Source organism: Asticcacaulis tiandongensis, from assembly GCF_006475605.1.
Lineage (GTDB): Bacteria > Pseudomonadota > Alphaproteobacteria > Caulobacterales > Caulobacteraceae > Asticcacaulis > Asticcacaulis tiandongensis.
The window spans coordinates 346,831-370,494 of sequence record NZ_SSBC01000010.1 but is presented as its reverse complement, the minus strand read 5'-3'; the positions used below and the strand labels follow the sequence as shown (position 1 = coordinate 370,494).

Annotated in this window: 19 protein-coding genes and 1 tRNA gene; 10 read left to right on the top strand and 10 right to left on the bottom strand. The window is 57.6% G+C overall.

Features of this window, described 5'->3' with window-relative positions; translation table 11 throughout:
* Positions 1-624, bottom strand: a complete 624-nt coding sequence (locus tag E5201_RS05755; RefSeq protein WP_140985069.1) for a redoxin domain-containing protein — start codon at positions 622-624, stop codon at positions 1-3.
* Positions 625-648: 24 nt separating this feature from the next.
* Positions 649-2,673 carry a protein-disulfide reductase DsbD family protein gene (locus tag E5201_RS05750; protein WP_140985068.1) on the bottom strand — a complete coding sequence of 675 codons (2,025 nt, stop codon included), beginning with the start codon at positions 2,671-2,673 and terminating at the stop codon, positions 649-651.
* 170 nt (positions 2,674-2,843) lie between these two features.
* On the opposite strand from E5201_RS05750, the gene E5201_RS05745 reads away from it, so the two are divergent.
* The 3 genes from E5201_RS05745 to E5201_RS05735 are packed head-to-tail and all read left to right on the top strand — an operon-like array spanning position 2,844 to position 5,854.
* The gene (locus tag E5201_RS05745) at positions 2,844-3,998 is read left to right on the top strand and encodes a hypothetical protein (protein ID WP_140985067.1); all 1,155 of its coding nucleotides are present in this window, start codon (positions 2,844-2,846) and stop codon (positions 3,996-3,998) included.
* Positions 3,995-5,017 (top strand): hypothetical protein, encoded by a 1,023-nt coding sequence (locus E5201_RS05740; protein WP_140985066.1) that lies wholly within the window; start codon positions 3,995-3,997, stop codon positions 5,015-5,017. The genes E5201_RS05745 and E5201_RS05740 overlap by 4 nt, the downstream gene beginning before the upstream one ends.
* Before the next feature lie 9 nt (positions 5,018-5,026).
* A complete protein-coding gene (locus E5201_RS05735) occupies positions 5,027-5,854 on the top strand; it encodes a hypothetical protein (RefSeq protein ID WP_140985065.1) in 828 nt (275 codons plus the stop codon).
* On the opposite strand, the gene E5201_RS15115 is transcribed toward E5201_RS05735, so the two are convergent.
* From E5201_RS15115 to E5201_RS05695, 8 genes are all read right to left on the bottom strand, one after another.
* Positions 5,851-6,123 (bottom strand): hypothetical protein, encoded by a 273-nt coding sequence (locus E5201_RS15115; RefSeq protein ID WP_140985064.1) that lies wholly within the window; start codon positions 6,121-6,123, stop codon positions 5,851-5,853. The genes E5201_RS05735 and E5201_RS15115 overlap by 4 nt on opposite strands.
* Positions 6,124-6,302: 179 nt before the next feature.
* Positions 6,303-7,352, bottom strand: a complete 1,050-nt coding sequence (locus E5201_RS05725; RefSeq protein ID WP_140985063.1) for a hypothetical protein — start codon at positions 7,350-7,352, stop codon at positions 6,303-6,305.
* 91 nt (positions 7,353-7,443) lie between these two features.
* A complete protein-coding gene (locus E5201_RS05720) occupies positions 7,444-8,628 on the bottom strand; it encodes a helix-turn-helix transcriptional regulator (protein ID WP_140985062.1) in 1,185 nt (394 codons plus the stop codon).
* Positions 8,629-8,841: 213 nt separating this feature from the next.
* Positions 8,842-11,982, bottom strand: a complete 3,141-nt coding sequence (locus E5201_RS05715) for an efflux RND transporter permease subunit (protein ID WP_140985061.1) — start codon at positions 11,980-11,982, stop codon at positions 8,842-8,844.
* Positions 11,983-11,992: 10 nt separating this feature from the next.
* On the bottom strand, positions 11,993-12,964 hold the full coding sequence (locus E5201_RS05710; protein WP_140985060.1) for an efflux RND transporter periplasmic adaptor subunit: 972 nt from the start codon (positions 12,962-12,964) through the stop codon (positions 11,993-11,995).
* A complete protein-coding gene (locus tag E5201_RS05705) occupies positions 12,961-14,250 on the bottom strand; it encodes a TolC family protein (protein ID WP_140985059.1) in 1,290 nt (429 codons plus the stop codon). Before E5201_RS05705 ends, E5201_RS05710 begins: the two co-directional genes overlap by 4 nt.
* Before the next feature lie 67 nt (positions 14,251-14,317).
* The gene (locus E5201_RS05700; protein ID WP_140985058.1) at positions 14,318-14,719 is read right to left on the bottom strand and encodes a hypothetical protein; all 402 of its coding nucleotides are present in this window, start codon (positions 14,717-14,719) and stop codon (positions 14,318-14,320) included.
* Between the two features lie 189 nt (positions 14,720-14,908).
* Positions 14,909-14,999: transfer RNA gene (locus E5201_RS05695), tRNA-Ser, on the bottom strand.
* Positions 15,000-15,163: 164 nt separating this feature from the next.
* Here E5201_RS05695 and E5201_RS05690 point away from each other — a divergent pair.
* The 7 genes from E5201_RS05690 (at position 15,164) to E5201_RS05660 (ending at position 23,599) form a co-directional block, all read left to right on the top strand.
* Entirely contained in the window at positions 15,164-16,771 is a 1,608-nt protein-coding gene (locus E5201_RS05690; RefSeq protein ID WP_246050409.1) for an undecaprenyl-phosphate glucose phosphotransferase, read from the top strand.
* A gap of 9 nt (positions 16,772-16,780) precedes the next feature.
* Entirely contained in the window at positions 16,781-18,235 is a 1,455-nt protein-coding gene (locus E5201_RS05685) for a lipopolysaccharide biosynthesis protein (RefSeq protein WP_140985056.1), read from the top strand.
* Positions 18,236-18,239: 4 nt separating this feature from the next.
* Positions 18,240-19,169, top strand: a complete 930-nt coding sequence (locus E5201_RS05680) for a glycosyltransferase family 2 protein (protein WP_140985054.1) — start codon at positions 18,240-18,242, stop codon at positions 19,167-19,169.
* Positions 19,169-19,951 (top strand): polysaccharide deacetylase family protein, encoded by a 783-nt coding sequence (locus E5201_RS05675; protein WP_140985052.1) that lies wholly within the window; start codon positions 19,169-19,171, stop codon positions 19,949-19,951. The genes E5201_RS05680 and E5201_RS05675 overlap by 1 nt, the downstream gene beginning before the upstream one ends.
* Positions 19,952-20,240: 289 nt before the next feature.
* Positions 20,241-21,455, top strand: coding sequence for an NADP-dependent isocitrate dehydrogenase (locus E5201_RS05670; RefSeq protein WP_140985051.1), 1,215 nt, complete (start codon positions 20,241-20,243; stop codon positions 21,453-21,455).
* Positions 21,456-21,826: 371 nt separating this feature from the next.
* Positions 21,827-22,795, top strand: a complete 969-nt coding sequence (locus E5201_RS05665; RefSeq protein WP_181404549.1) for an SGNH/GDSL hydrolase family protein — start codon at positions 21,827-21,829, stop codon at positions 22,793-22,795.
* 192 nt (positions 22,796-22,987) lie between these two features.
* The gene (locus E5201_RS05660; protein ID WP_140985046.1) at positions 22,988-23,599 is read left to right on the top strand and encodes a DUF2939 domain-containing protein; all 612 of its coding nucleotides are present in this window, start codon (positions 22,988-22,990) and stop codon (positions 23,597-23,599) included.
* The last annotated feature ends 65 nt before the right edge of the window (positions 23,600-23,664 follow it).

Sequence of the window (23,664 nt, the reverse complement as noted above, 5' to 3'; positions counted from 1 at the left end):
CTATGAGTCAGGAAACTTGATATTACAGCCATAGGGTTGCGTAGCGGCCGGACTGGGCTTTTTGCCCGCCAGAACCGCATCAATGGCGTTGGCCCCGTGCGGCACCGCCTTGGCCAGTGTCTCCGCCTTGGCCGAAGGAATGCTGTCTATAGCCCCGTTATATTGCAGGACTCCTGCCTTATCGATGACATAGATCTGCGGCGTCGTCTTGGCATCATAGGCCCGCGCCACCTTGCCGTCATAATCGGTCAGCACATATGTGGCCGCATTTTTCACCCGCACATTTTCCTTTTTCATGTCTGCGGGCGCATGATAGCCCTGCTTACCCGGAGCAGACGAATGGATGGTCAGCCAAACCACGCCCTTGTCTGTATATTTCTTCTGCAAGGCAGGCAGGTTGCCACTCTCATAGTGCATCTTGTCAAAGGGGCACTGATAATTGGCCCAGTCAATGACCACGACCTTGCCCTTAAGGGACGCCAGCGTAACGGTCTTGCCGTCAACGTCCTTAAGGCTGAATGCGGGGGCCGCAGTGCCCGGACGGGCAGCATGGGCGATATAAGGCCCAAAGCCTATGGCGGCTGCCATCAAACCAACGCTTACTAATCTACGCGAATATTTCATAAGACTAACTCCTTCTTGTATAAATCAGGACAGTTTTTCCCGCACAATGGCGGGGGTCAGGACTTGGGGGAGGACAACCGGCTCACCAGATGGCGGATAATAGACATAGAGCGGCACGCCATTACGGCCAAATTGCGCCAGCCAATCCGTGATCGCCGGATCGGCATTGGTCCAGTCGGCGCGGATAACCGTTATATTCCTTTCGGCCATAAACGCCTCCACCTCAGCCGTATCAAGCGCCACGCGCTCATTGACCTTACAGGTAATACACCAGGCCGCCGTGCCATAGACAAACACCCCCTCGCCGCTGGCCCGCGCCTGTTCAATGCGGTCTGTGGAAAAGGCCGTGCCTGTATTCTCAACCTGTGCCTCCCCGCCGCGCGCCAGAATCACAAACGGGAACAGAGACACAAGCGCAATAAGCACAGCCATCACGACCCGCACCTTTCCGCCCGATACACGCCGCCATACCCACACGGCCAAAGTGAAGACCACTAACCCCGTAAGCACCAGAGCCGCGGCATTGATGCCGCCCTGCTGCCCCAGTACCCACAAAAGCCACACCGCCGCCAGATACATCGGAAAGGCAAGAAACTGCCGGAAGGTTTCCATCCACGGCCCGGGCTTCGGCAACTTACGCAACAGGGCAGGAAATACGGACAGCAGCAAAAACGGAAAGGCCAGCCCAAGCCCCAGCGCCGCAAATACTCCAAGCGCGCCTATTGCTGGCAAGGTCAGCGCTGCCCCAAGAGCCGTAGCCATGAATGGGGCCGTACAGGGCGTGGCCACCAGCGTCGCCAGCGCCCCTGTGGCAAAGCTGCCGCTCCAGCCATCCGTCTGCGTCAGGGACTGTCCACCGCCAAAACTGAGCGTAATATCGTAAAGGCCCGACAGATTAAGCCCGATGACAAACAACAGATAAATCAGGGCCGTCACCACCAGAGGTGACTGCATATGGAACCCCCACCCCACCGCATCACCGCCTACCCGAATAAGCAGGAACAGCCCGCCGATCAGCAGGAAACTGATCACCACACCCGCCGTATAGGCCAGCCCATCACGGCGGATATGCGCATCGCCCTGTCCGGCTTTACGACTGATAGCCAGCGCCTTAAGCGATAAAACCGGAAAGACGCAGGGCATGGCATTGAGAATGATGCCACCGGCAAAGGCCGACAACAGAATCAGCCAGAATCCCGTGCCGACATCGGCGGATGCGCTGACCGGCGATACATCCGGTGCTGTGATGACATAATGCCGCAAACCGTCCGCATCACGCACTTCCAACAGCCCCTCAAAAGCGTCGGGCACCTCAAGCATGCCACGCGTCAGCCGCACCGTCAGGACATTGTCCTTAAGGTCAAACGGCTGGGCGGCCACGGTTTCAATGACCCCCGCCTCACGCGGGTAAATGTATAAATCCTGAGGCCGTGCACCCTGATAAGGCAAACGCAGTGTCAGGCTGGTCTCATCACTCGTGAGTTCAGTTATCGGCAGGGCCTCTAGGCTTGCCGTCTGCACCAGCCGTTTAATATCCTCAGACTGTGCAGACGCCACGGACACCTCGCCTACAGGCACTGTCAGGCTTAGTTCCGCCTCCTCGGGGATACATTCCTCCTCACAGACCAGCCAACTCGCACTGACCTTAAGCGGCAAAGAGCCTTTTAGCCCCTCTTTAGGCGGCGTAATCTGCACCAGATGATAGGCTACATCACTGTAACCATAGTTCATAAGCGGCCCAAAGGGCTGGCGGTGCGGCGGCTGCCACACGATCTCACCGGCCTGAACGCCCTCAGGTAAATCCCACTCCAGAGACGGGGCAAGACCCGAATCCCCCGGATTAATCCAGTAGGTGTGCCAGCCCTCCTGAATATCCAGCCGGAACAGCACCCAGAACGGTGACTTACCAGCAATCTGGCCATCAATCTGGCTATATTCGGACACAAGCGACGCTGTCGTGTGCTCAAGCGCAACCCGCTCCGCCGCCAAAGCCCGCAAAGGCATAAGCGCGGCCAGCATAAGGCACAGGCTGAGGAACCATCTGTTCATGCGTATATCTTCCGTGATCAGGCATTAAACGCACGCCACACGCATTTCCGTCTGCTTTCCTCAATGAACACGCCTTAAGCTTATAAATAATCACCTCCCTCCTCCAGATTGAGGAGGCAGAGACACCGCGCATAAGGCTTAGTGTCCGTCTGGTAACCCGGATGTTGCAAATGCGCTCATTGATGCTGATCCCGTCGTTGATTTTCAGTTTTGTTAGCGTGCCGCTGCACGCTCAGACCATCAACAGGCCCACCACCAGCGTCAGGCAAATCCCTAACAACATCGCGTTTAATAAGGCCGCCACCTTATGCCGGATTGATAACTTCAAACATTCCGAAAAACTGATCCCCGGCGGGCTTTTTTTTGTCAGCACGCAACCCAAACGCGCCGCCGCGCCGGTCGTGGCGAGAACCGGCAATCAAGTGCTTTATGGCATTCCTGCCGATGCCCAGCAGAACACGACCGGTCCGACAATCAAAAAAGTCTATTTTTCATATGAAGTGGTTAATCCCTATAGCCACTGGCGGGTGGCTTCGGTCGAAACCGTACAGGGTGCCATTCCCACAGGCACGACCGACTGGGTGGAATTCCGCGTCCCGCCCCTCAAGGAACCCTTCCTGCCACAGAAGGTTACGGTGCACGTTGAAACCAGCCAGTGCAACACACATTTCAGCATGGATATTGAACCAAAATATGTTCGCCAGCGCTGGTTTCCGCCTGTAAATACAACCGTTTGCAGCCAACCCGAAGGCCCGAACCGGCATCTGTGGCGTGAATTTCAGCCCGGACCCACCGCACAGACACGCTTTGGCGGCATGCGCACCAATTTCTGCGGCCCCTGGACAACCTATCATTACGCAGATGCGGCCCTGATTGATTCAAACGGCCGAGTGTCCAATAAGCGCCGTGATGCCTATGAAATATGGCACGGCGGCGTGGCCCGCGACATACGCGTCGGCATTGTCCATCTGACAAGTGACGCCTGCACATTTGAAGAAACCATCACTCAGGCAGCCGTCTCAGAGGGTCAGGGCGGGCCATATGCCCTTAAGGATAAGGTCGCTAACGGCGTCTCCAGAGCCAGCACGCATATCTCGGTCGATTGGTATTCCAGAACGCGCGGCGGCGCCATGTGCCCCTACCATCTGTTGTTCGAAGCCTCGGTTCCGCGCGGTTTTCCGGCAGACTGGTCGACGCCCGTAAAATGGACCGCGTCAGGCCGCCCCACCCAAACCGTACGCATGACTCATGATCAATCCGCGTCCGTTTTCCGCTGGCTTGATGATAATGGCAAACTTCAGGAGCAAAGGCTGAACCTCAAATGAGTCCCCTTTTCCTTCGTAGTGCCCACATCCTAACGGCACTCAGCTTTCTTCTGGCCTCATCAACGCACGCTCTAACGCTTCCGCGGAGCGAAACCCTGCGCCAGCCACCTGATATTTTACGCGGGCCAGTCAAACGCCTGAGTCCAGATCCTTGCGGCACCGGACGTATCGCCTCCACACAAATATATCCAGGCACACCAACAGGTAATCTCAGGATTGATCTGGCCCCCGGCGCGGCAGATTATCTCAAGACGAAAATCGACATAAAATCGGCCTATATTGAGTATTCCAAGGCACAACGCGGCAACAGCTGGTCGAAGGCCGACCCCATAAAGGTCGATCTCATCAAGGTTCATGCCACAGGTTCAACGGCAGAATTCAAGGTTCCGGATAGTGTCTCACAGCACCTGACGCAAACCGTACGCGTAACCCTTTTTTCCGGCACCTGCATCATACGCTTTAATACCGAGCTGAAAACCTCGCCGCTGGGTACAGGGCGCTGGTTCCCTCCGCTCAGGCGCGTTGCCTGTGCGGCTAAAGCCGCCAACAGCGGACAGGGCAGTCTCCAGTTTCAGGGGCGGGTCAATACGCAGGTCGGTACGGCGGACATCTGTCCGGCGGATGACTGGATCGGCGCCCATACCAAAGGCGGTACCCATACCGGCAGCGGGGGCTGGGCCGAAGACCGCATCCAGATCATAGACGACGGGCAGATTCATGGCCGCAAGATCAGTCTGGTTGATAATGGGGCCTGTGATTATCAGCTTAGGGAAACCCCGATCACCACGCACCACAGCTATGGCGAAAGGCCGGTGGGCTTTACAGGCAGGGCGGTCGAGCTGAGCGTTCGCTTCAAATACAAATCCGGCCAGAACTTCTGCTGGTACAGCATTGTCGTCAAAGGCCGCGCGCCGGAAAACCTGTTCAGCCGCAGCCACGCCGGGTCGTGGAACGGCGCAGATCAGAAAACCTCGACACTCGAAATCGGCGGTCGCAAACACGTGCTTCGCAACAACTAGGGGAACCTAATGAAGGCTTTGTTTTTAACGGCCATATCAGCCTCGTGCCTCGTGGCCCTGCCCGCCATGGCGGCCACAGAATCGACACCGGTCAAATGCCGAAATGTATTTGAACCCTATACCGGCCCTGCCGATGAATTAGGCTCCGGCGGTTACATTGTTGTGACACAATTTCAGATTCCCGACATGCCTTACCCTAAGGATTTTGTGGCCAGAGGCGACTTACTGTTTCGCGGTGACGACTTCAAAAAGCTGATTAACAAGCTTCCTGAATCTCAGTGGGTGCGTGGCGGTTGGGGACAGGTGGGCCGTAACCGTGTTGGCGTGAATTGGGCCTATGGCTGCCGGGCAACCCTCAGCTGGACAAAACCAACGATGACGCTAGGCACCCCCGTTCTGTCAAACCGTCCCTCAGACCTGACACAGAAAAGGCAACTGATTGTTCCGTCGGCGCAAGCACCGCTCGTTAAACTTGCCGACGGCAGCTACATCAGCAATGTCGATGGCAAGCGCGAAAATATTGTCTTCAAACTGGGCAGTACGCACCGTATCAATGGCAAGGGCTTGTCCGGCGGTACAGCCGGATGGATTCTCGGGACAACCTATGGCGGCTCAATGCTTGAAATCGTCAGCGAAAGCGATACGCAACTGGTCGTGAAGGTAACAGCAGTCTCAGGTGCCCGAACCCGCTGGCCCGCCAACCAGATTCAATATAAAAACCAAAGCAGCGTCCGGATGCGCATTGAGGCCAAACACGGTGATCGTGTTTTTGAATTCAGCCTGCCCAACTCTGTCTATGACTGCAAACGCACTGAAGCCAATTGCATCGGCAATTAACTGACAATCTGAGGCAATGTAGCTTTCCGCCCGGGCCACAGTATAAACAACCCCAGTAAAAGGAAAAAACCGGCAAAGCCGGCAGCCAGCAATGGCTCAAACCACAGGCGCAGAAAGTCCGCAGGCATGGCCGTCTGCGGCACACCCGGCTTATACACCACCTCAAGTATCTCCCGATCCTTAAGTGCCAGAAATTTAAACTGGGTCCTGTAAGGCGCATTAATCAGACGCCCTTCCGGCGTTTCAAAAGCGATCAGCGCATGATGCATAGTGCTGCTTCGGCCTCTGGGCGGAACCTCCCATGTATGTATAGTCTCGGCCTGCACCCGCAGCGCCGTCTCAAGGAAACGCCGCCGCTCATTAATTTTATCGGCGCCAAACCATAAAAATGCGCACTGGGCAACAACCAACCCAATGATCAGCCACCGTGCATAAACCGGTTGACCCGTCACCGGAGTGGCACACCACGCGGGCCGTTGATATTCAGCGTCAGGCGATAGATCGATTCACACTGTGACGCCCCTGCATACAGGGTCCACGGTGCCGATCGCCTGCGCTGCACCCCCCAGTCAATCATAATGTTATCGCCGTCCCATCGGTGGCTGTACTGGCCAAAGCCGGTATAGCGTATCTCGCCAACGTCGGTATCGACACGGGATTCGAGCCTGGGGAACCAGACATCGAAACTATGCACCCAGAAACCGGGCTTGAGGTTGAGCTTTGTCGTATCAATACGGTCGGTGCCCGGCTGAAAACAGGCGTCATTAGCGCCTTGTTCGACATAGCGCCTTATGGTCGCACCATTGGTAGCATTGGTCACCGTATCGGCAAAGCGGCCCTTGGGATAGCCCAGAACCCCTGCCGGAAACACCGTCAGCCTGTGCTCCTCACGCGCGGCATAGAAACCATTGCTGCGGTTTTCGAGCGCGTTCGCCCCGACCGGCCCGACCACCAATGTTACCTTCGGCACATCCGGCACGCCGGAGAGGTCGGCAGGGATTTCGGCATAGATACGCTCATCCGACCAATGCAGAATGTTGAGCGCAATGGACTTACCGAGCGCATTTTCCTTGAGGAACACCGTGCCCTTACGCGTCCCGAAACCCTTACCGCGGATCTGGTATTGCCCGCCCGGTTCATAACGCCCGTTATCCACGCCATCAATGCGCGCAATATGCGGGCCGGTGATCGTAAGCGGCACTGTGATCGTGGCAATCGTTTTCGTTTTGGCGTTGGCTGCGGCTACCCGCGCTTTCTGCTGCGCCGCATTTTCCTGTCGTCGCGGATGTACCAGGCGTTGTGGCGCCCGCGCCTCCAGCCGTGATACCGGCTCAAGTTGCCTCGCCTTGTACTGCTCAAGCCTTTTGGCATCCACAGTCACCACCGCCTTCGGCGCAGTCTTGAGGGTGGGTCTGGGTGACGCGCTCTGGGCCAAAGCCGCAAACGGAGCCAAGGCCACACACCCACTGAACAGCAACGACACGGCATATGGTTTCATGTAAATTCCCGCAATTAACACTACAGGGATTTACGATAGCCATCTGACACGCATGACTGTCATCCTTCAGATTAAGGAGGCGCACAAATAATCACATCTCGTCACGCTTGAGGGCTGGCAGGGCAAGCTGCGACATCAGCGCCAGCAACTCCCCCTGATGCCTTACGTCCGCCTTCGCCAGAATACTGGAAATGTGCGATCTCACCGTAGATAACCTGATGGCATACAGTGCGGCCACTTCCTGAGCCTGAAGCCCCTTACCCAGAGCGACCGCGACACGGGCCTCAGCCGCCGTCAAACCAAAAACACTGATCAGATGATCTGCCTGATGCACCTGTGCCTCAACAGGCTTGAGGAGTATCAATGCACATTTACCGCCGTCTGCACCCTCAGGGGACGCAAAGGGGCTGACATGCGCCGTCACCATCGCGTCACTATCCTCTGGCGTACGCAGGGTGACATAGCCGCTTTGGCCAATAGCCGCGTTACTGGCGCCAGCCAGAAGCTGCTCCCACTGCACCCGGCAATCAGGCCGGCGCACATAAAGTTCACCGCGCATACAACGGAATACCCCATCCGCTCTTGACACAATACGGTCGCCCAGACGGTTAGCATATTGCAACCGCCCCTGAGCATCCACCAGTATTGCCCCTATCGACAGAGCATCGAGCGCCCCTGCGGCATGGGCATGTTCAATACGCAGGCTTCCCAGTTGTTCCCGTAAAGACAGCGCCCGCTGCACGGTGCGCCCGATAACGCGCAAAAGACGGACATCGGCCTCATCAAACTCCGCCTGGGTACGTCCCCGCTCAAGATCGAACAACCAGCTTTCGCCTTTGTCACTTTTCAGTCTGTAACCAAGTGTGCTGTGGAAATCCTGCGGCGCCATCCACTCATTCCAGAACGCCGTCCGGCGTAATTCGCCGCCCTGCACAGGAATGTCATGGCTATAGACCGTGTCGGGCCTCAGACGCTCCGCCGCCTGCCAGAGCAGGTTGTGATCCACATAATAATCAAGATAGGCAAACTGAAAATCGGCATCAGCGGCGCTGGCTAAAACATTTCCGGCCGCCCGCCCCGACCTGCCGATACATACCCCCGAAGCGTCAAAGGTCTGCCTTATGCCCTCAAGCGCCACTGGCCAGCACTGATCGTCGTAGGCTGCCTGATAGATGGTATCCACCACACCGGAAATGGCGTCGAAATCACTCAGACTCAGATTACGTGGCAAATCCTGAGAGAAAGGTGTTACCGCAACTGGTGGATTTCGGCGCATACTGACTTCCCAACCCTCTCCCCGCCTGACAAAGCATTTGTCTAAGAATTCACCGCTACGCACACATTACAGGAACATTAAAATAGGCATTATCCTTATACAACCACGAACTTGCGCCAAGGTGCTTCGCTGAAATCAACCATCGGCCCCGCCCGTGAGAGCCGCAGGCCAGAGGGGCCGGATCTGACAACAGAGCCCGCCCCCCTCCGTGCATTACACGCTTTCTTCGGCTGCCCTTTTGACAGGCCGGCCATGCACCAGACGGTAAAGCGCCGGCAGCACCACCAGTGTCAGAAGCGTCGAGGAAACGATACCGCCGATCACCACCGTCGCCAGTGGTCTTTGCACCTCTGAGCCAACACCAACATTGAACGCCATAGGCACAAAACCCAGTGACGCCACCAGTGCCGTCATCAGCACCGGCCTGAGACGCGTAAGCGCCCCCTCGCAGATGGCCGGTTCGAGCGGCTTGCCTTCCTCACGCAAGGCCTTGATGAAGCTTAGCATCACCACCCCGTTGAGCACCGCTACCCCCGACAGGGCAATGAACCCTACCCCTGCCGAAATCGACAGCGGAATATCACGTAAGGCCAGCGCCACCACCCCGCCGGTCAGCGCCAGAGGCACGCCGGAAAAGACAATCAGCGCATCGGTCAATGACCTGAAAAGCAAATACAAAAGACCGACAATCAGCAACAGTGTCATCGGCACCACGACCTGAAGCCGCTTGGCCGCCGAGGTCATATGTTCAAACGTACCGCCGTAACTGAGCCAGTAACCTTCGGGCAGCTTAACCTCACGTGCCACCTTGTCCTGCACACGCGACACAAAGGTCCCCAGATCCTCACCCCGCACATTGGCCGTGACCACAACGCGGCGCTTGCCCTGTTCACGACTGATCTGGTTGGGGCCATTGATCATCTCAATAGTGGCCACATCCGACAGGGGTATGAAGGCCACCGCCTCCCCATTGCGCACCGGCACCCTGAGACGCCCGATTTCCGCCAGATTGGCCCGACGGTCTTCGGGCAGGCGCACGATCACGTCAAACCGCCGGTCCCCTTCGAATATCTGACCGGCCTGCGTCCCCCCAAGCGCCGTCGCAACCACATCCTGCACATCCGCTACACTCAGACCCAGACGCGCCATGGCCGCCCGATCAGGCGTGATCTGCAACATAGGCAGACCTGACACCTGCTCAACGCGGACATCCTGCGCACCGGGCACAGTCGCCATGACCTTTTGAATGTCGTTGCCAGTTTCCAGCAATTGATCCAGATCATCACCGAAAATCTTCACCGCCACATCCGAACGCACCCCTGAGATCAGTTCGTTAAAGCGCATCTGAATCGGTTGCGTGAACTCGTAATTATTGCCGGGAATAGTTTCGACCGCTGTCTGCATCCGTTCGACCAGACTGTTTTTCGACTCCTTGGGATTGGGCCATTCTTTGCGGGGTTTAAGGATCACAAATGTATCCGCTACCGAAGGCGGCATAGGATCGGTCGCCACCTCTGCGGTACCAATCTTGGCAAAGACCCGTTCGACTTCGGGGAAGGCTTTCAGTTTCGCCTCAACCGCGCCCTGCATCGCCACAGATTGCGTCAGGCTGGTGCCGGGGATACGCATGGCATGTAAGGCCACATCACCTTCGTCCAGTTGCGGAATAAACTCCGCCCCCAGACGTGTGGCCAGAAAACCGGCCAGCACCGTCAGCACCACCGCCCCACCGATCACCACCACACGCGCCTTCAACGCCCAGCGCAAGACCGGCGCATAAAGGTTACGCGCCCCGCCCATGATCGGGCTTTCCTTTTCCTGCACCTTGCCTGTAACAAACATAGCCACAGCCGCCGGCACAAAGGTCAGCGATAGCACAAGCGCCGCCGTCAATGCCATGACAACGGTCGCTGCCATCGGATGGAACATCTTGCCTTCCGTGCCCGACAGGGCAAATATCGGCACATAGACCAGCGTGATAATCAGCACCCCAAACAAAGACGGACGGATGACCTCGGCCGATGCTTTTGACGCCAGTTCAAACCGTTCTTCACGTGTCAGCAGGCGCCCCAGATTATGTTGCGCCTCACCAAAACGCCTCAGGCAGTTTTCAATAATAATCACGGCCCCATCGACGATCAGGCCGAAATCAAGCGCCCCAAGCGACATCAGATTACCGGACACCCCTGCCTGAAGCATACCGGTCAGGGTCATCAGCATGGTTATGGGAATAACCATCGCCGTAATGATCGCCGCCCTTATATTCCCCAGCAGCAGGAACAGAATAACGATAACCAGCAAGGCCCCTTCGGCCAGGTTTTTCTCGATGGTATTCAGCGTGCGCTCCACCAGCGTCGTACGATCATAGACCGCCACCGCACTGACCCCTTCGGGCAGGGCGGCATTGGCGACCTTAAGCTGCGCCGCGACGGCCCTGGCCACGGTGCGACTGTTCTCGCCGATCAGCATATTGACCGTGCCGATGACGACTTCCTGACCGTTCTGGGTCGCGGCACCGGTGCGCAATTCCTCACCGAGTATGACATCGGCAACATCCGCTACCCGCACCGGAACCCCCATACGGGTCTCAACCACTATCTGCGACAGATCAGCAATGGTGCTGGCCTGACCGGGGACGCGCACCAGAAACTGCTCGCCGCTTTTTTCGATATAGCCTGCGCCGCGATTGGCATTGTTGCGCTCTAACGCAGCAATCACATCACTGAGCGTCAAACCATAGGCTGATAACCGTTCCGGATAGGGTGTGACATGATATTGCCGCTCAAAACCACCGATCGTATTAACCTCGGTGACCCCTTGTGTGTTGCGAAGTTGCGGACGGATCACCCAGTCCTGAAGCGTACGCAAATCCTCAGCGCTATAGGGCGACCCATCGGCCTTGCGGGCATTGGCTTCGGCCTCAAGCGTGTACATGAATATCTCGCCCAGTCCGGTCGAGATCGGCCCCAGTTGCGGCTCAAGACCTTCCGGCAACTGGCTGCGCACCGATTGCACCCGCTCATTGACAAGCTGCCGCGCGAAATAGATATCCGTGCCTTCCTTGAAGACCACGGTGACCTGCGACAGGCCATAACGCGACAGAGAACGGGTATATTCAAGCCCCGGCAATCCGGCCAGCGCCGTTTCAACCGGATAGGTAATCCGCTGCTCGGCCTCAAGCGGTGAATAGCCCGCCGCCTCGGTATTGATCTGAACCTGAACATTGGTGATATCCGGCACCGCATCAATCGGCAGGCGCAGGAAGCTTGAGACACCTATGGCCGACAAGGCCAGCACAACCACCATGACGATCCAACGATGCCGGATCGATTGCGCAATTATCTTTTCCAACATAATGCGCCCCTTAATGCTCATGCCCCGCAGCGGACTTTTCAATGTCCGCGCGGATCAGGAAAGCGCCTTTGGTGACATAGGTTTCCCCCGCCTCAAGACCGCTCACTATCTCGGTCGAAGTGCCGGTCTGACGTCCGGTCTGAACAGGCCTTGCCCTATAGGTCGTACCGGTTTTCACAAACACAACGCTACGGCCTTCATAGGTCTGGATTGCATCGGCAGGTACTACAATGTTGGCCTCGGTACTGCCGGTGACAAACTGGCCTTCGATGGCCATACCCGCTCGAAACGCCCCTGCCGCCGAGGCAGGCAGCTTCACAATCGCCGTAGTGGTCTGCGTGGCCGGATCAAGCGACGGCAAAAGGGCGGATACCTTTGCCGCAATCACCTTCCCCCCCAGCGTACGAATATTCACCGACTGCCCCGCCCGCACCGTTTCGGCATCACGCGGAAACAAAAAGAACGCCGCCCGAAGACTGTTCGGATTGGCAATCACATAGATAGGCCGGTCATAGGCCATATCACCGACATTGGCGTTCTTCTCAACGATTACGCCCGAAATGCCCGCCGGTATCGCATAGGTCTGAAGGCTCTCGCTTGATTCGACCCGCGCCAGTGTCTGGCCCTTCTTAACCGGCTGCCCCACCTGTGCAGACAAAGACATGATGCGCCCCGGATACCAGGCCCGCACCTCACCGCGTCCTTCGGGTGAAATTTCGATACGACCGGCAATGTCAATGCTCTGCTCAATCAGGCCAGCACCGGCAATGCCAACCTCTACCCCCGCCGCCCTGGCGGCTTCGTCCGTCAGGCTTGTGCTATCGCTTCCTTCATCGCCGTGCTCATGACCATGGCCGTCATCGTGGCTGTGCCCCTCTTCGGCATGGTCATGGTCGCCCTTGGCAGACACAGGTTTGTCACCGCAGGCGCTCAGAGCCAACAGGGCCGCACCAATCACCAAAAAAGATTTTGTCGTTTTCATTGTGCATCCCCTGATACGTCACCAGCCCTGTCAGTCACAACAGAGGCAATCAGCGGCACCCATTGCCCCGTCAGACGGTCACGTTGCGCGCGCTCCAGATGATAGTCTTTAAGCACCTCAAGACGTCGGGCCTTGGCGGCAATCAGCACCTCCTGAGCCCCCATTACGTCACGATAGGTAAAGCCGCCCCGGGCAAAACCGGCCCGCACTTGCGTCACCGCCCGCTCGGCCTGTGGAATAAGCTCGGCCTCTATGCGCCGCACTTCTTCGGCATAGCCCTGCATGCGCGCCGTGCTGGCAGCTATGTCCCGCGCGCGCTTCTGCTCCCAGACGGTAATATCTGCCGCCGTCGCGGCATTTTCCGCCTGCGCTCTTTCGATATTGCCGCGATTGGTGTCGTAGATACCCAACGGAATGGAACCGCCTACTAAAAAAGCCACAGCCCCATCCGCCCGATAGTGACGCACCCCGACCTGAAGGGTCATGTCCTGTGTTGTGCGCGTGCTTTCCACCCTGACCTGTGCCGAAGCCAGACGGGTCTGCGCCCGCATGACCTCAAGCTCCGGCGTATCCCTTATAACCGGCACAAGATGCGCCGCACTTGTGTCCCCAAGCCAGCCGGCATCCAGTTCAAAATCCGCCGCCCCACCCCAATAGGCCGCCAGTTGCGCCCGTGCCTGACGCGATTTGGCTTCTGACTGATCAAGGGCAATCTGCACACGGGTAACCTCCGCATCCGCCAGAGAACCGGCAAACAGAGGGTCACGCGCCGCCGACACCCGACGCCCGATCTCCGACTGCGCCTGCCGCGCCATCATCAGCCGTTCCCGCGCCAGATTAACCTCGGACGCCGCCACGGTCGCCTCGACCCATAGTGTCTGAACCTCGCCCATCACCCCATAGGCGCGAAGACGGCCCTGAGCGACAGTGACATCCCGTTCAGCAGACGCCGCGCCGATACGGGCCTGACGCTTGCCGCCCCGCTCAAGGGTGTGCTCATAGCTGAGGGTCGTTTCGACCTGATCAATCCCGCTGTAGGGATTTGATCCCAGCATGTTTTCCACTTCCAGACCAATGGACGGATTAGGCCGCACACCGGCCTGACGCACACCGGCGTCAGACGCCGCTTTGCGCTGTTGCGCCGCTTCACGCGCCGGATCAGCACTGGCCGCACGGATCATGGCCGTGGACAGGCTTAAGGGCTCAGCCTGAAGTGCGCCTGGCACACCCGTCCACACCAGCGCGGCACCTGCCAGAAGCAGATGGCGCATATATTTGATTTTCATAAGGAAGTATCTCTCTACACCATTTCTGAACGCACCGCGACGGCGGCGCACGAATTGTCAGAAAGGCTCAGCCTCGTGGCGGCTGATCGAGAGAAGACGGCAAAACACCTGTAAGAGAAACAGTCTCCCCCGGCCGTAAGGTCAGGTTACGCACACAGCCCGACGACGAAGCCTGCGCCATCTGAGGCAAGGGCGCAGACACCGTCTCGCTGAAATGGTGGTGGTGTTCAACGCCTGTATTGTCGCTGTGATGTTTCACAAGCGGTGCGTGGTCGTGGCAACCGGCACCTTCGCCGCCACAGGCGGTTGCCCAACCACCGTCAGGCAGCAGAATATCGCCGCTGGCCATATGCACGGTGTTCTGAACCTGCGCGTCCACGGTGATGACGGACATGTTGACCACAGCCGCCAGGCACAGGGTCAGGCAGAACATCCAGTAGCGCGACAAATGATGGCGAAACGCTTGCATAATGCAGTAACTCAGGGGCGTACAGACCCCACCTATCACACAACAAGAAAAAAGCAACCCTTTTCAATATGTTACGTGATAACAGAACCATATCCCTGCCTGACACGCGTCCCTATTGCGGAACCATTCGGCTACGACACAGCAAGGCTTACCCACCTCAGCTTAGTTTATGTATTTTAAGAGGGAAGATGGCGGAGACGGTGGGATTCGAACCCACGGTACCCTTTTGGGGTACGCTCATTTAGCAAACGAGTCCCTTCGGCCTCTCGGGCACGTCTCCGTTAAAACCCACTTAGCGTGATCATTTATAAAACGCAACGGGCAAACGTGCGCCAGTCGTTGATAAAATCCCACGCCTGCAGCATTCACCGTTTCAAACCCTCCTGTATAAAAAAGTGCGGGCCGTTAACCGAAGCCTAAGCCCGTTAGGATTAGGTTGCCCCCATGACACCCGATCAGCCCAGACAGAAGGTTATGCTGGAAGCTTTGAAACGCGATAAATCTGCAAAACCAGACGCATCGCGCCCCACTGATGACTTCGAGCCTGTTGATCCGGCCCTGAAACCACAGATCAGGGCCGTTTCACCGCACGCACCCTCGCCCCGTGACCGGCGCGGGCCTTTTCGACCTGAGCGACTGATTTCCCTGCGCGAACGCCGCGCCAATGACATGTACGCCCGCATGTTCCGCTTTGCCGATGCGGTTGTGCTGGCCTTTCTCAGCTTCATCTGCGCCAGCCTGACCTCAAGTGCGGGCTGGCTTGAGGCGCATGTTTCCGAAACCCTGCCCTTCCTGACCGCCCTTCTTCTGGCTTGCTGGGCCTTGGGCAGTTTTGGCCTTTACCGCTTTGCCCGTACCGAAAGCCTCGGCATCCACATAGCCAAGGTCAGCCTTGCCGTGGTCGTTTCCGCAGGCCTGAGCGCCATTGTGGCGCGGGTTTCATATGACGTCACTCAGGTTTTATCACTTCTGGGCCTGTGGGCTCTGACCGCTCTGGGCAGCCTTATCCTGTTACACCTGTCATGGTTTTTGTGGGTTACCCGCTGGCGGCGCTTAGGGCTCCTGACGCCCAATATTGTTATTGTCGGGGCTACAAAGCACGCCCGCCGACTGGTTGATGAGGCCCTGAAACGTCGCGACGTCAATATTCTCGGTGTGTTTGATGACCGCCTGTCGCGCAATCCGGACTCAATCGGCGGCGTACCGGTTCTGGGCGATACACAGTCCCTCCTCAGCCACAAGATCACCCCCTATGTCGATCAGATCGTCATTGCGCTCGATCCCTCGGCCAAGGCGCGCGTCAATGCGATCATTGAAAAGCTGAAAGCCCTGCCCAACGACGTGTCGCTGCTGGTCGACATCCATAACGAAAGCGGCCGTCAGGCCGCCCTGTCGCGCATGGCTGACCTGCCGCTGGCCAAGGTCTCCGGCATCTCCGAAGACGAGAAAAAAGCCTTCCATAAGCGCGTACAGGATGTCTTTATCGGCACCACCGCCCTGATCGTGTTTTCCCCGATCATGCTTCTGGTGGCACTGGCCATCAAACTCGACAGTCCCGGCCCGATTTTCTTCCGTCAGCGCCGCCACGGCTTCAACAACGAAGCCATAGGCGTCTGGAAATTCCGCTCTATGCGCGTCGAAGCGACCGATGCCACCGCCTCGCGTCAGGTGACAGCCGGAGATGACCGCGTCACCCGGGTCGGCCGCTTCATCCGTAAAACAAGCCTCGATGAACTGCCGCAACTGTTCAATGTGCTTGCTGGCGAAATGTCGCTGGTCGGCCCCCGTCCGCATGCGATTGGCATGAAGACAGGCCCTGACGAATCCGCCCTGCTGGTCGCTGAATATGCCTGGCGTCACCGCATGAAGCCCGGCATGACCGGCTGGGCCGCCATTCATGGTTCGCGTGGCCCGCTGCACAATGCTGAAGACGTGCGCCGTCGCATTACGCTTGATGTCGAATATATAGAGCGTCAGTCGGTATGGCTTGATCTGTACATTATGGCCCTGACCGTTCCGTGTATCCTCGGCGACCGCCAGACCATAAGATAAAGGCGTCAGATGTTCTGGAAAGGCTTATGGGGTTATCTGCCCGCCAATATCCTGCAAGGGGTGATCGGTTTCGCCACCCTCACCGTCTTTACGCGCATATTATCGCCGGATGACTATGGCCGCTATGCGCTGGCCATGGGAGTCTCCAGCCTTGCACAGACGCTGTTTTTCACCTGGATCGAAGCGGCCATGGCTCGCTTTTATCCCGCTGAATCCCTGAAAAACCCCGAAGCGCCCCGCCTTTACGGCACTCTCTATCGCCTGTTTGCCGTCGTCACTGTCCTGTTCGCGCTCGTCTGTGGCTTAGGCTTATGGCTGTGGCCCGCCGAAACCGAAGGTGCACAGGCCCTGAAACTGGCCATTGGCTGTGGTCTGGGGGCCGTGGTGTTCCGCAGCCTCATCAAGATGGTGCAGGAACAACGCCGCTCCGCCGGACGTGTTGGCCCGGCCTCTCTTATTGATATGGTTCAGACCGCAGGCGGTTTCGGCTTTGGTGTGTGGCTGGCCACGCTCGGCCTTGGCGGTGGTTCGCCCCTGCTTGGGGTCGCCCTCATCGCCGCCCTGACCCTGCCCTTTATCGTCTGGGAAGACTGGGGCCGCGCCTTTAAGGGGCGTTTTGATAAGCGCCGTGCCCGTCACTATGCCGCCTATGGCTTTCCCGTTGCCGCCAGCCTCATTCTGACACTTATTCTCTATACAATTGACCGCTTCCTGATCGCGCACTTCCTTGATGAGGCTCAGGCCGGTGCCTATCACGCAGGCTACAGCCTCGCCTCACGCATCCTCGATGTGCTGTTCATCTGGTTCGGTGCCGCCGGAGGTCCCGCCATGGTACATGCGCTGGAAAACGGCGGCTATGAAGGCCTGAAGGCCACCGCCAGAGAACAGATCAACACCATGGCACTTGTGCTGTTTCCATCTGTCGGCGGCCTGATCATGGTTGCCCCGCCACTGGCAGAACTTCTGATCGGTGAAGGCCTGCGGGCACAAGCCCTGTCGATTACCGGCATCATCAGTGTGGGCGCGTTATTCTCCGGCCTGAATACCTACTACTTCCTTCAGGCCTTCACCCTGTCAAAAAAGACAAAGCTGCTGATACTGGCCATGAGCGTACCGGCGGTCGCCAATATAAGCCTTAATCTGCTGCTGATCCCGCTGTGGGGCCTGTGGGGCGCAGGTGTCGCCACCACCCTAAGCTTCGCCATCGGCCTTGTCGGATCATGGCTTATCGGTTTGCGCACACTAGCCCTGCCCGTCCCATTCTGGAATCTGGCAAAAATTGCGCTATGTACTCTGGCCATGATGGCTGTGCTTTACATCATCCCGTCACTGGGCGGCATAGTCGAACTGCTGCTCAAAAGCATTATTGGCGTGATCATCTATGCCGGACTGGCCCTGCTGCTGAACCTGAATGGCGTTCGCGATGTTGGTCATCGGATCTTCAGACGTTTCGGTATAGGTTAGGCCCATGACCCGTTCTGCCGCCCGCCTGACCGATAATCCCGCCTATGAAGCGGCCACACCGCGCCTGTCGGTGCTGATCCCTTTCTACAAAGAAAGCCCCGTCGCCCTGTTCAAGGCTCTGTGCCTTGAGGCCACGCCGGATATCGAAGTCATATTGCTTGATGACGGTTCACTCATGCCGGAACTGACCCATGAGGTCGAGACAGCCATCGAAACCGCCCCTCTGGCGGCGCGACTAATCACCTTACCGGCCAACGAAGGCCGCGCGCGGGGCCGTAACCGCCTGACCACCGCCGCCCGCGGCGGCTATTTCCTCTGCCTCGATGCCGACATGCTGCCCGACAGCCCGGACTTCCTGCGCCGATGGTTGGACACCACCACAGATAATCCGGCGGTCGTCTTTGGCGGCTTCAGCCTGCTTCAAGCCCCGAAGGACAAACGCTTTGATGTCCATCGCCTGATGGCCACCAAAAGCGATTGCCTGAATGCCGCTACCCGTTCGCAGCAACCTGAAAAATACGTCTTTACCTCGAACCTCCTGATCCGCGCTGATGTCTTCGGCGCTCAGGATTTCGATGCTGATTTCACAGGATGGGGCTGGGAAGATGTTGAATGGGCGATGCGTATCGCCAAGACATATGGCGTCGGCCACATCGATAATACCGCCACCCATATGGGCCTTGATACGCCTGAGACCCTGACGCGCAAATACGAGCAGTCGGTGCCTAACTTCGCCCGCGTGGTCAGAAAACACCCCGAAGTCGTCTCTCAATATCCCAGTTATAAGGTCGCAAAACTTATCAGGAAACTACCCTTCCGATCCCTGCTGCGCCAAAGCGTTAAATCCGCAGGTCTTAATACCAAACTGCCGGTCAGAAGCCGCGCCTTTGCCCTCAGGCTTTACCGCGCTGCCCTTTATGCCGAGGTGGTCTGATGCCAAATGACGTTTCTGAGACTTACGCCAGCGCCTATTCCGCCGACCGCTCGCTTTATGGAAAGCTGCGTCGTCGCGCCTCAAAGCTCATGCATCGCAAACCGGCACAGCTGAGCGGCCTCGAACGCCCGCTCCTGACCTTTTCGTTTGATGATGCCCCCCTGACGGCTGCCACCACTGGCGCGGACATCCTCGAAGCGCACGGCTTCAAAGCCACCTATTATATTTCTGCGGGCCTGATGGGGCAGGACAGCCATTTCGGCCCCTACGCCGACGCCGCACACATCAAGGCCCTCAATGACCGTGGCCATGAAATCGCCTGTCACACCCTGCTGCATATCGACTGCGGACGCGCTTCCGCTTCAGAAATCGCCTTAAGTACAGACGAAAATCAGAAGCTTATTCAATCTCTTGATATAAAATCCTCAGACACTTTCGCCTACCCCTATGGTGACGTCTCGCCTCAGGCCAAGAAGGTACTGAAAACCCGTTACACCGCATCCCGCGCCTTGCACCACGGCCTGATCACCACCGGCACTGACCTCAATCAGACACCCGCCGTAGGTATTGAAGGCGACAACGGCAAAACACTGGCCCTTGACTGGATGCACCGCGCCATCAACGCCCCCCAAAGCTGGCTCGTGCTCTATACCCATGACGTGCGCGAAAATCCGTCACCGTGGGGCTGTACACCTGATACCCTTCGCGAACTCGCCGTCACCGCCGAACGCCTCGGCTTCGAGGTCGTCACCTACACCCAAGGCGCCCACCGCGCCTCTTAGGCTTCATACCTCCCCATCTGTGATGGGGAGGGGGACCGCTTTGCGTATGCAAAGGGGTGGTGGGGCATCTTCCCCCCCCCAAAACCCCCTTCTCTCACCCCGATTATTTTCACCAGAACAACACCGCTTCACGGGTGACAAACCAGCATCCGCAAAACCACAATTTTACGAGTAAAAACACTCTCCACCCCCGCGCCACGCGTTTTCCCCTTTGCAGCCCTGCGGCCTTGGGGCTATAGGAAGCGCGAACCATTCCCGCCCATCTGACTTTAATTAAAGGATATTCTTCATGGCGAAGATCAAGGTAGCCAATCCGGTCGTTGACATCGACGGCGATGAAATGACGCGCATCATCTGGCAACTGATCAAGGATAAGCTGATTTTCCCTTACCTTGACATTGACCTGAAATATTTCGACCTCGGCATCGAAAAGCGTGACGAGACGAACGACCAGATCACCATCGACGCCGCCGAAGCCATCAAGCAATACGGCGTGGGCATCAAGTGCGCCACCATCACCCCTGACGAAGCCCGCGTTGAAGAATTCGGCCTGAAGAAGATGTGGAAGTCGCCAAACGGCACCATCCGTAACATCCTCGGCGGCGTTGTCTTCCGTGAGCCGATCATCTGTAAGAACGTACCGCGTCTGGTACCGGGCTGGACCCAGCCGATCATCGTTGGCCGTCACGCCTTTGGCGATCAGTACAAGGCCACCGACTTCCTGTTCCCGGGCAAGGGCACCCTGTCGATCAAGTTCGTTGGCGACGACGGCGAAGTCATCGAACACGAAGTCTTCAAGGCCCCGTCTTCGGGTGTGGCCATGGGCATGTATAACCTCGACGAATCGATCCGCGACTTCGCCCGCGCCTCGTTCGAATACGGCCTGAACCGCAACTATCCGGTTTACCTGTCGACCAAGAACACCATCCTCAAGGCCTATGACGGTCGCTTCAAGGATCTGTTCCAGGAAGTCTTCGACGCCGAATATGCCGATAAGTTCAAGGCCGCAAAGCTGACCTACGAACACCGTCTGATCGACGACATGGTCGCTTCGGCCCTGAAGTGGTCCGGTGGGTTCGTCTGGGCCTGTAAGAACTACGACGGCGACGTACAATCCGACACGGTGGCTCAGGGCTACGGCTCGCTCGGCCTGATGACTTCGGCTCTGGTGACACCGGACGGCAAGACCCTTGAGGCCGAAGCCGCCCATGGCACCGTGACCCGCCACTATCGTCAGCACCAAAAGGGCGAAGCGACCTCGACCAACTCCATCGCCTCGATCTATGCATGGACGGTTGGCCTGAAACACCGCGCCAAGCTTGATGGCAACGAAGAGCTTAAGGTCTTCGCTGAAACCCTTGAGCGCGTCACGGTCGATACGGTCGAATCCGGTTTCATGACCAAGGATCTGGCCCTGCTGGTCGGCGATACCCAAAGCTGGCTGACCACCGAAGGCTTCCTCGACAAGGTTTCCGAAAACCTGTCGAAGGCTCTGGCCAACTAAGCCCCGTACATACCTCCCCATCTCTGATGGGGAGGGTGGCATCGCGAAGCGATGACGGGTGGGGCAACCCTTAAACATTAAAACCGTCGGTCAACCATGACCGGCGGTTTTATTTTGTCCTCTCACAACATCCTCCCCTGTAGCGCAGCGTACGGGGGAGGTGCCGAGCGAAGTCGAGGCGGAGGGGGCAATCCCTTGACTCCCCCTGCCTGACGGTATTCATTGCCGCAAACATAATTGCGGGGAATATCATGTATAAAACGGCGGCTTTCTTACTACTCGCCTGTACCAGCCTGTCCTTCTCAGCCTGCGCTCAGAAAACCGCTGAAAACCTAACGCTACACATAGAAGGTCGCGTAGCTGAATCTGATATGGTTTTGCCGGATACGACCATCCCCCGTTACACTCACCAATGGCCGGGCGTATATTTTGAAGCTCCATTCAAGGGTACCAGCGTTACCCTGCATTTCGAAGACCCGCATAATCGCTATAAGCTTTACATTGATGATCAAGCCCCACGCCTTATTGATCGTCCCGGTAATACACCTGTTGAAATCAAGGGCCTTAAAAACGGACGGCATAATCTGAGGCTTGAAAAAATCAGCGAAAGTCAGGCCCATCAGGGGTCTTTTTACAACATTACTTCCGCCGGAAACCTGAGCGCCGCTCCCCGCGCCCGTCAGATCGAATTCATCGGCGACAGCTTCACCGTAGGCTACGGCAACACCTCAACCACCCAGACCTGCACCGAAGCCGAGGTCTGGAAAACCACCGACACCTCTCAGGCCTTCGGCCCCCTGACCGCCAAGGCCTTCAGCGCCGATTACCAGATCAACGCCTTCTCAGGCCGTGGCGTTGTGCGTAATTACGACAGCTTCAAAGGCCCGACCCTGCCCGAGCTTTACCCCTACGCTCTGTTTGATGGCCAGACCGTCTATAATAACCCCGACTGGCAGCCTCAGATTATTGTCATCGGTCTTGGCACCAATGACTTTTCGACCCCTGTCAAACCAGACGATAAATGGGCCGATACCGAAGCCCTGCACGCCGATTACCGTCGTGGCTATGTTGCTTTCGTCAAGGACCTGCGCACCCGCAACCCCAATGCGCATTTCATCCTGATGTCGTCTGACCGCTTTGACGGCACTTTGCGTGATAATGTCCGTCAGGTCGCCGATACCTTGCGCGCCGAAGGCGAAACCCGCGTCGATACGCTGTTTTTTGAGGGCCTCGACTATGGCGGCTGCCATTTCCACCCGTCACTGGCAGATCACCTGAAAATCAACGCTCTGCTGAAAACCCACCTCACCGCCCACCCCGAACTCTGGCAAAATAAATAACGCCCCCTTTCATACCTCCCCCTGCTTATAGGTGCTGCCCCTTCTACTCCTCCCTGCCTTTGGCGGGGAGGGGGACCGCGATCCGTCAGGATCGGGGTGGTGGGGTATCTTTCTTTTTCACTCGGCCTCTCCCTGACAAATCCGATTTTCATGCTACGATAGGGTTAATACCGGTCATGGGGGAACAGGCGCGTGTTGAAACTCTTATCTCTAACTATTGTATTGCTGATTGCCGGTGCGCTGGCCGCCTTTGCCATAGGGCCGGTCTGGGCGTTCTACGACCTGCGCTCAGCCGCCGAATCCGAAGACATCAAAAGCCTATCCGAACTCGTGGCCTTCGATGACGTGCGCACCTCCCTGCGTAATCAGCTTCTGGCCGATGCCGCCGGTCAAACCACTGCCTCTGCCCCGCCCCCCAGCGTCCTCAAAGACCCCGTAGGGGCATTAGGCGCGGCCATCGGCAAGACCATTACCGACATGACCGCCCCCCCGGCCCTGAAACCTGCTGCCGTCAATCCCGATGCCTATCTTACGCCGCGTGCGCTTCTGGCCCTGTCCTATGGGGCCGGCAAATCCGCCAGTACCGCAGACCCCAAATCGGTAATTTCCGGCAAACCGCCCCTGCCCAAGGTCTTATACTGGAGCATCGACCGCGCGCGCCTCGGCGTTGTTCATCCCGATAGCGGCCAAACGGTCTTTTCCATGAAGCGTCGCGGCCTGTTCAGCTGGCAGGTGACTCATATCGGCCTGCCCAATCCCGAAACCATCCCTGATGTTCCAACATCAGCTTCAGCGGTCGAATAGAGGGTTTGCCTGTTCACCCTGAACGCTCTTGGGATTTTGTCTTGTCGCGTATCCGAAAAGCGCTT

What these genes read in the sequence shown, in the direction of transcription:
- E5201_RS05675 (WP_140985052.1), top strand. Translation starts at nt 19,169, where the DNA reads ATGCCAAATGACGTTTCTGAGACTTACGCCAGCGCCTATTCCGCCGAC.
- E5201_RS05685 (WP_140985056.1), top strand. Translation starts at nt 16,781, where the DNA reads ATGTTCTGGAAAGGCTTATGGGGTTATCTGCCCGCCAATATCCTGCAA.
- E5201_RS15115 (WP_140985064.1), bottom strand. Translation starts at nt 6,123, where the DNA reads ATGCATCATGCGCTGATCGCTTTTGAAACGCCGGAAGGGCGTCTGATT.
- E5201_RS05740 (WP_140985066.1), top strand. Translation starts at nt 3,995, where the DNA reads ATGAGTCCCCTTTTCCTTCGTAGTGCCCACATCCTAACGGCACTCAGC.
- E5201_RS05670 (WP_140985051.1), top strand. Translation starts at nt 20,241, where the DNA reads ATGGCGAAGATCAAGGTAGCCAATCCGGTCGTTGACATCGACGGCGAT.
- E5201_RS05725 (WP_140985063.1), bottom strand. Translation starts at nt 7,352, where the DNA reads ATGAAACCATATGCCGTGTCGTTGCTGTTCAGTGGGTGTGTGGCCTTG.
- E5201_RS05750 (WP_140985068.1), bottom strand. Translation starts at nt 2,673, where the DNA reads ATGAACAGATGGTTCCTCAGCCTGTGCCTTATGCTGGCCGCGCTTATG.
- E5201_RS05745 (WP_140985067.1), top strand. Translation starts at nt 2,844, where the DNA reads ATGCGCTCATTGATGCTGATCCCGTCGTTGATTTTCAGTTTTGTTAGC.
- E5201_RS05700 (WP_140985058.1), bottom strand. Translation starts at nt 14,719, where the DNA reads ATGCAAGCGTTTCGCCATCATTTGTCGCGCTACTGGATGTTCTGCCTG.
- E5201_RS05680 (WP_140985054.1), top strand. Translation starts at nt 18,240, where the DNA reads ATGACCCGTTCTGCCGCCCGCCTGACCGATAATCCCGCCTATGAAGCG.
- E5201_RS05705 (WP_140985059.1), bottom strand. Translation starts at nt 14,250, where the DNA reads ATGAAAATCAAATATATGCGCCATCTGCTTCTGGCAGGTGCCGCGCTG.
- E5201_RS05720 (WP_140985062.1), bottom strand. Translation starts at nt 8,628, where the DNA reads ATGCGCCGAAATCCACCAGTTGCGGTAACACCTTTCTCTCAGGATTTG.
- E5201_RS05755 (WP_140985069.1), bottom strand. Translation starts at nt 624, where the DNA reads ATGAAATATTCGCGTAGATTAGTAAGCGTTGGTTTGATGGCAGCCGCC.
- E5201_RS05735 (WP_140985065.1), top strand. Translation starts at nt 5,027, where the DNA reads ATGAAGGCTTTGTTTTTAACGGCCATATCAGCCTCGTGCCTCGTGGCC.
- E5201_RS05690 (WP_246050409.1), top strand. Translation starts at nt 15,164, where the DNA reads ATGACACCCGATCAGCCCAGACAGAAGGTTATGCTGGAAGCTTTGAAA.
- E5201_RS05710 (WP_140985060.1), bottom strand. Translation starts at nt 12,964, where the DNA reads ATGAAAACGACAAAATCTTTTTTGGTGATTGGTGCGGCCCTGTTGGCT.
- E5201_RS05715 (WP_140985061.1), bottom strand. Translation starts at nt 11,982, where the DNA reads ATGTTGGAAAAGATAATTGCGCAATCGATCCGGCATCGTTGGATCGTC.
- E5201_RS05665 (WP_181404549.1), top strand. Translation starts at nt 21,827, where the DNA reads ATGGTTTTGCCGGATACGACCATCCCCCGTTACACTCACCAATGGCCG.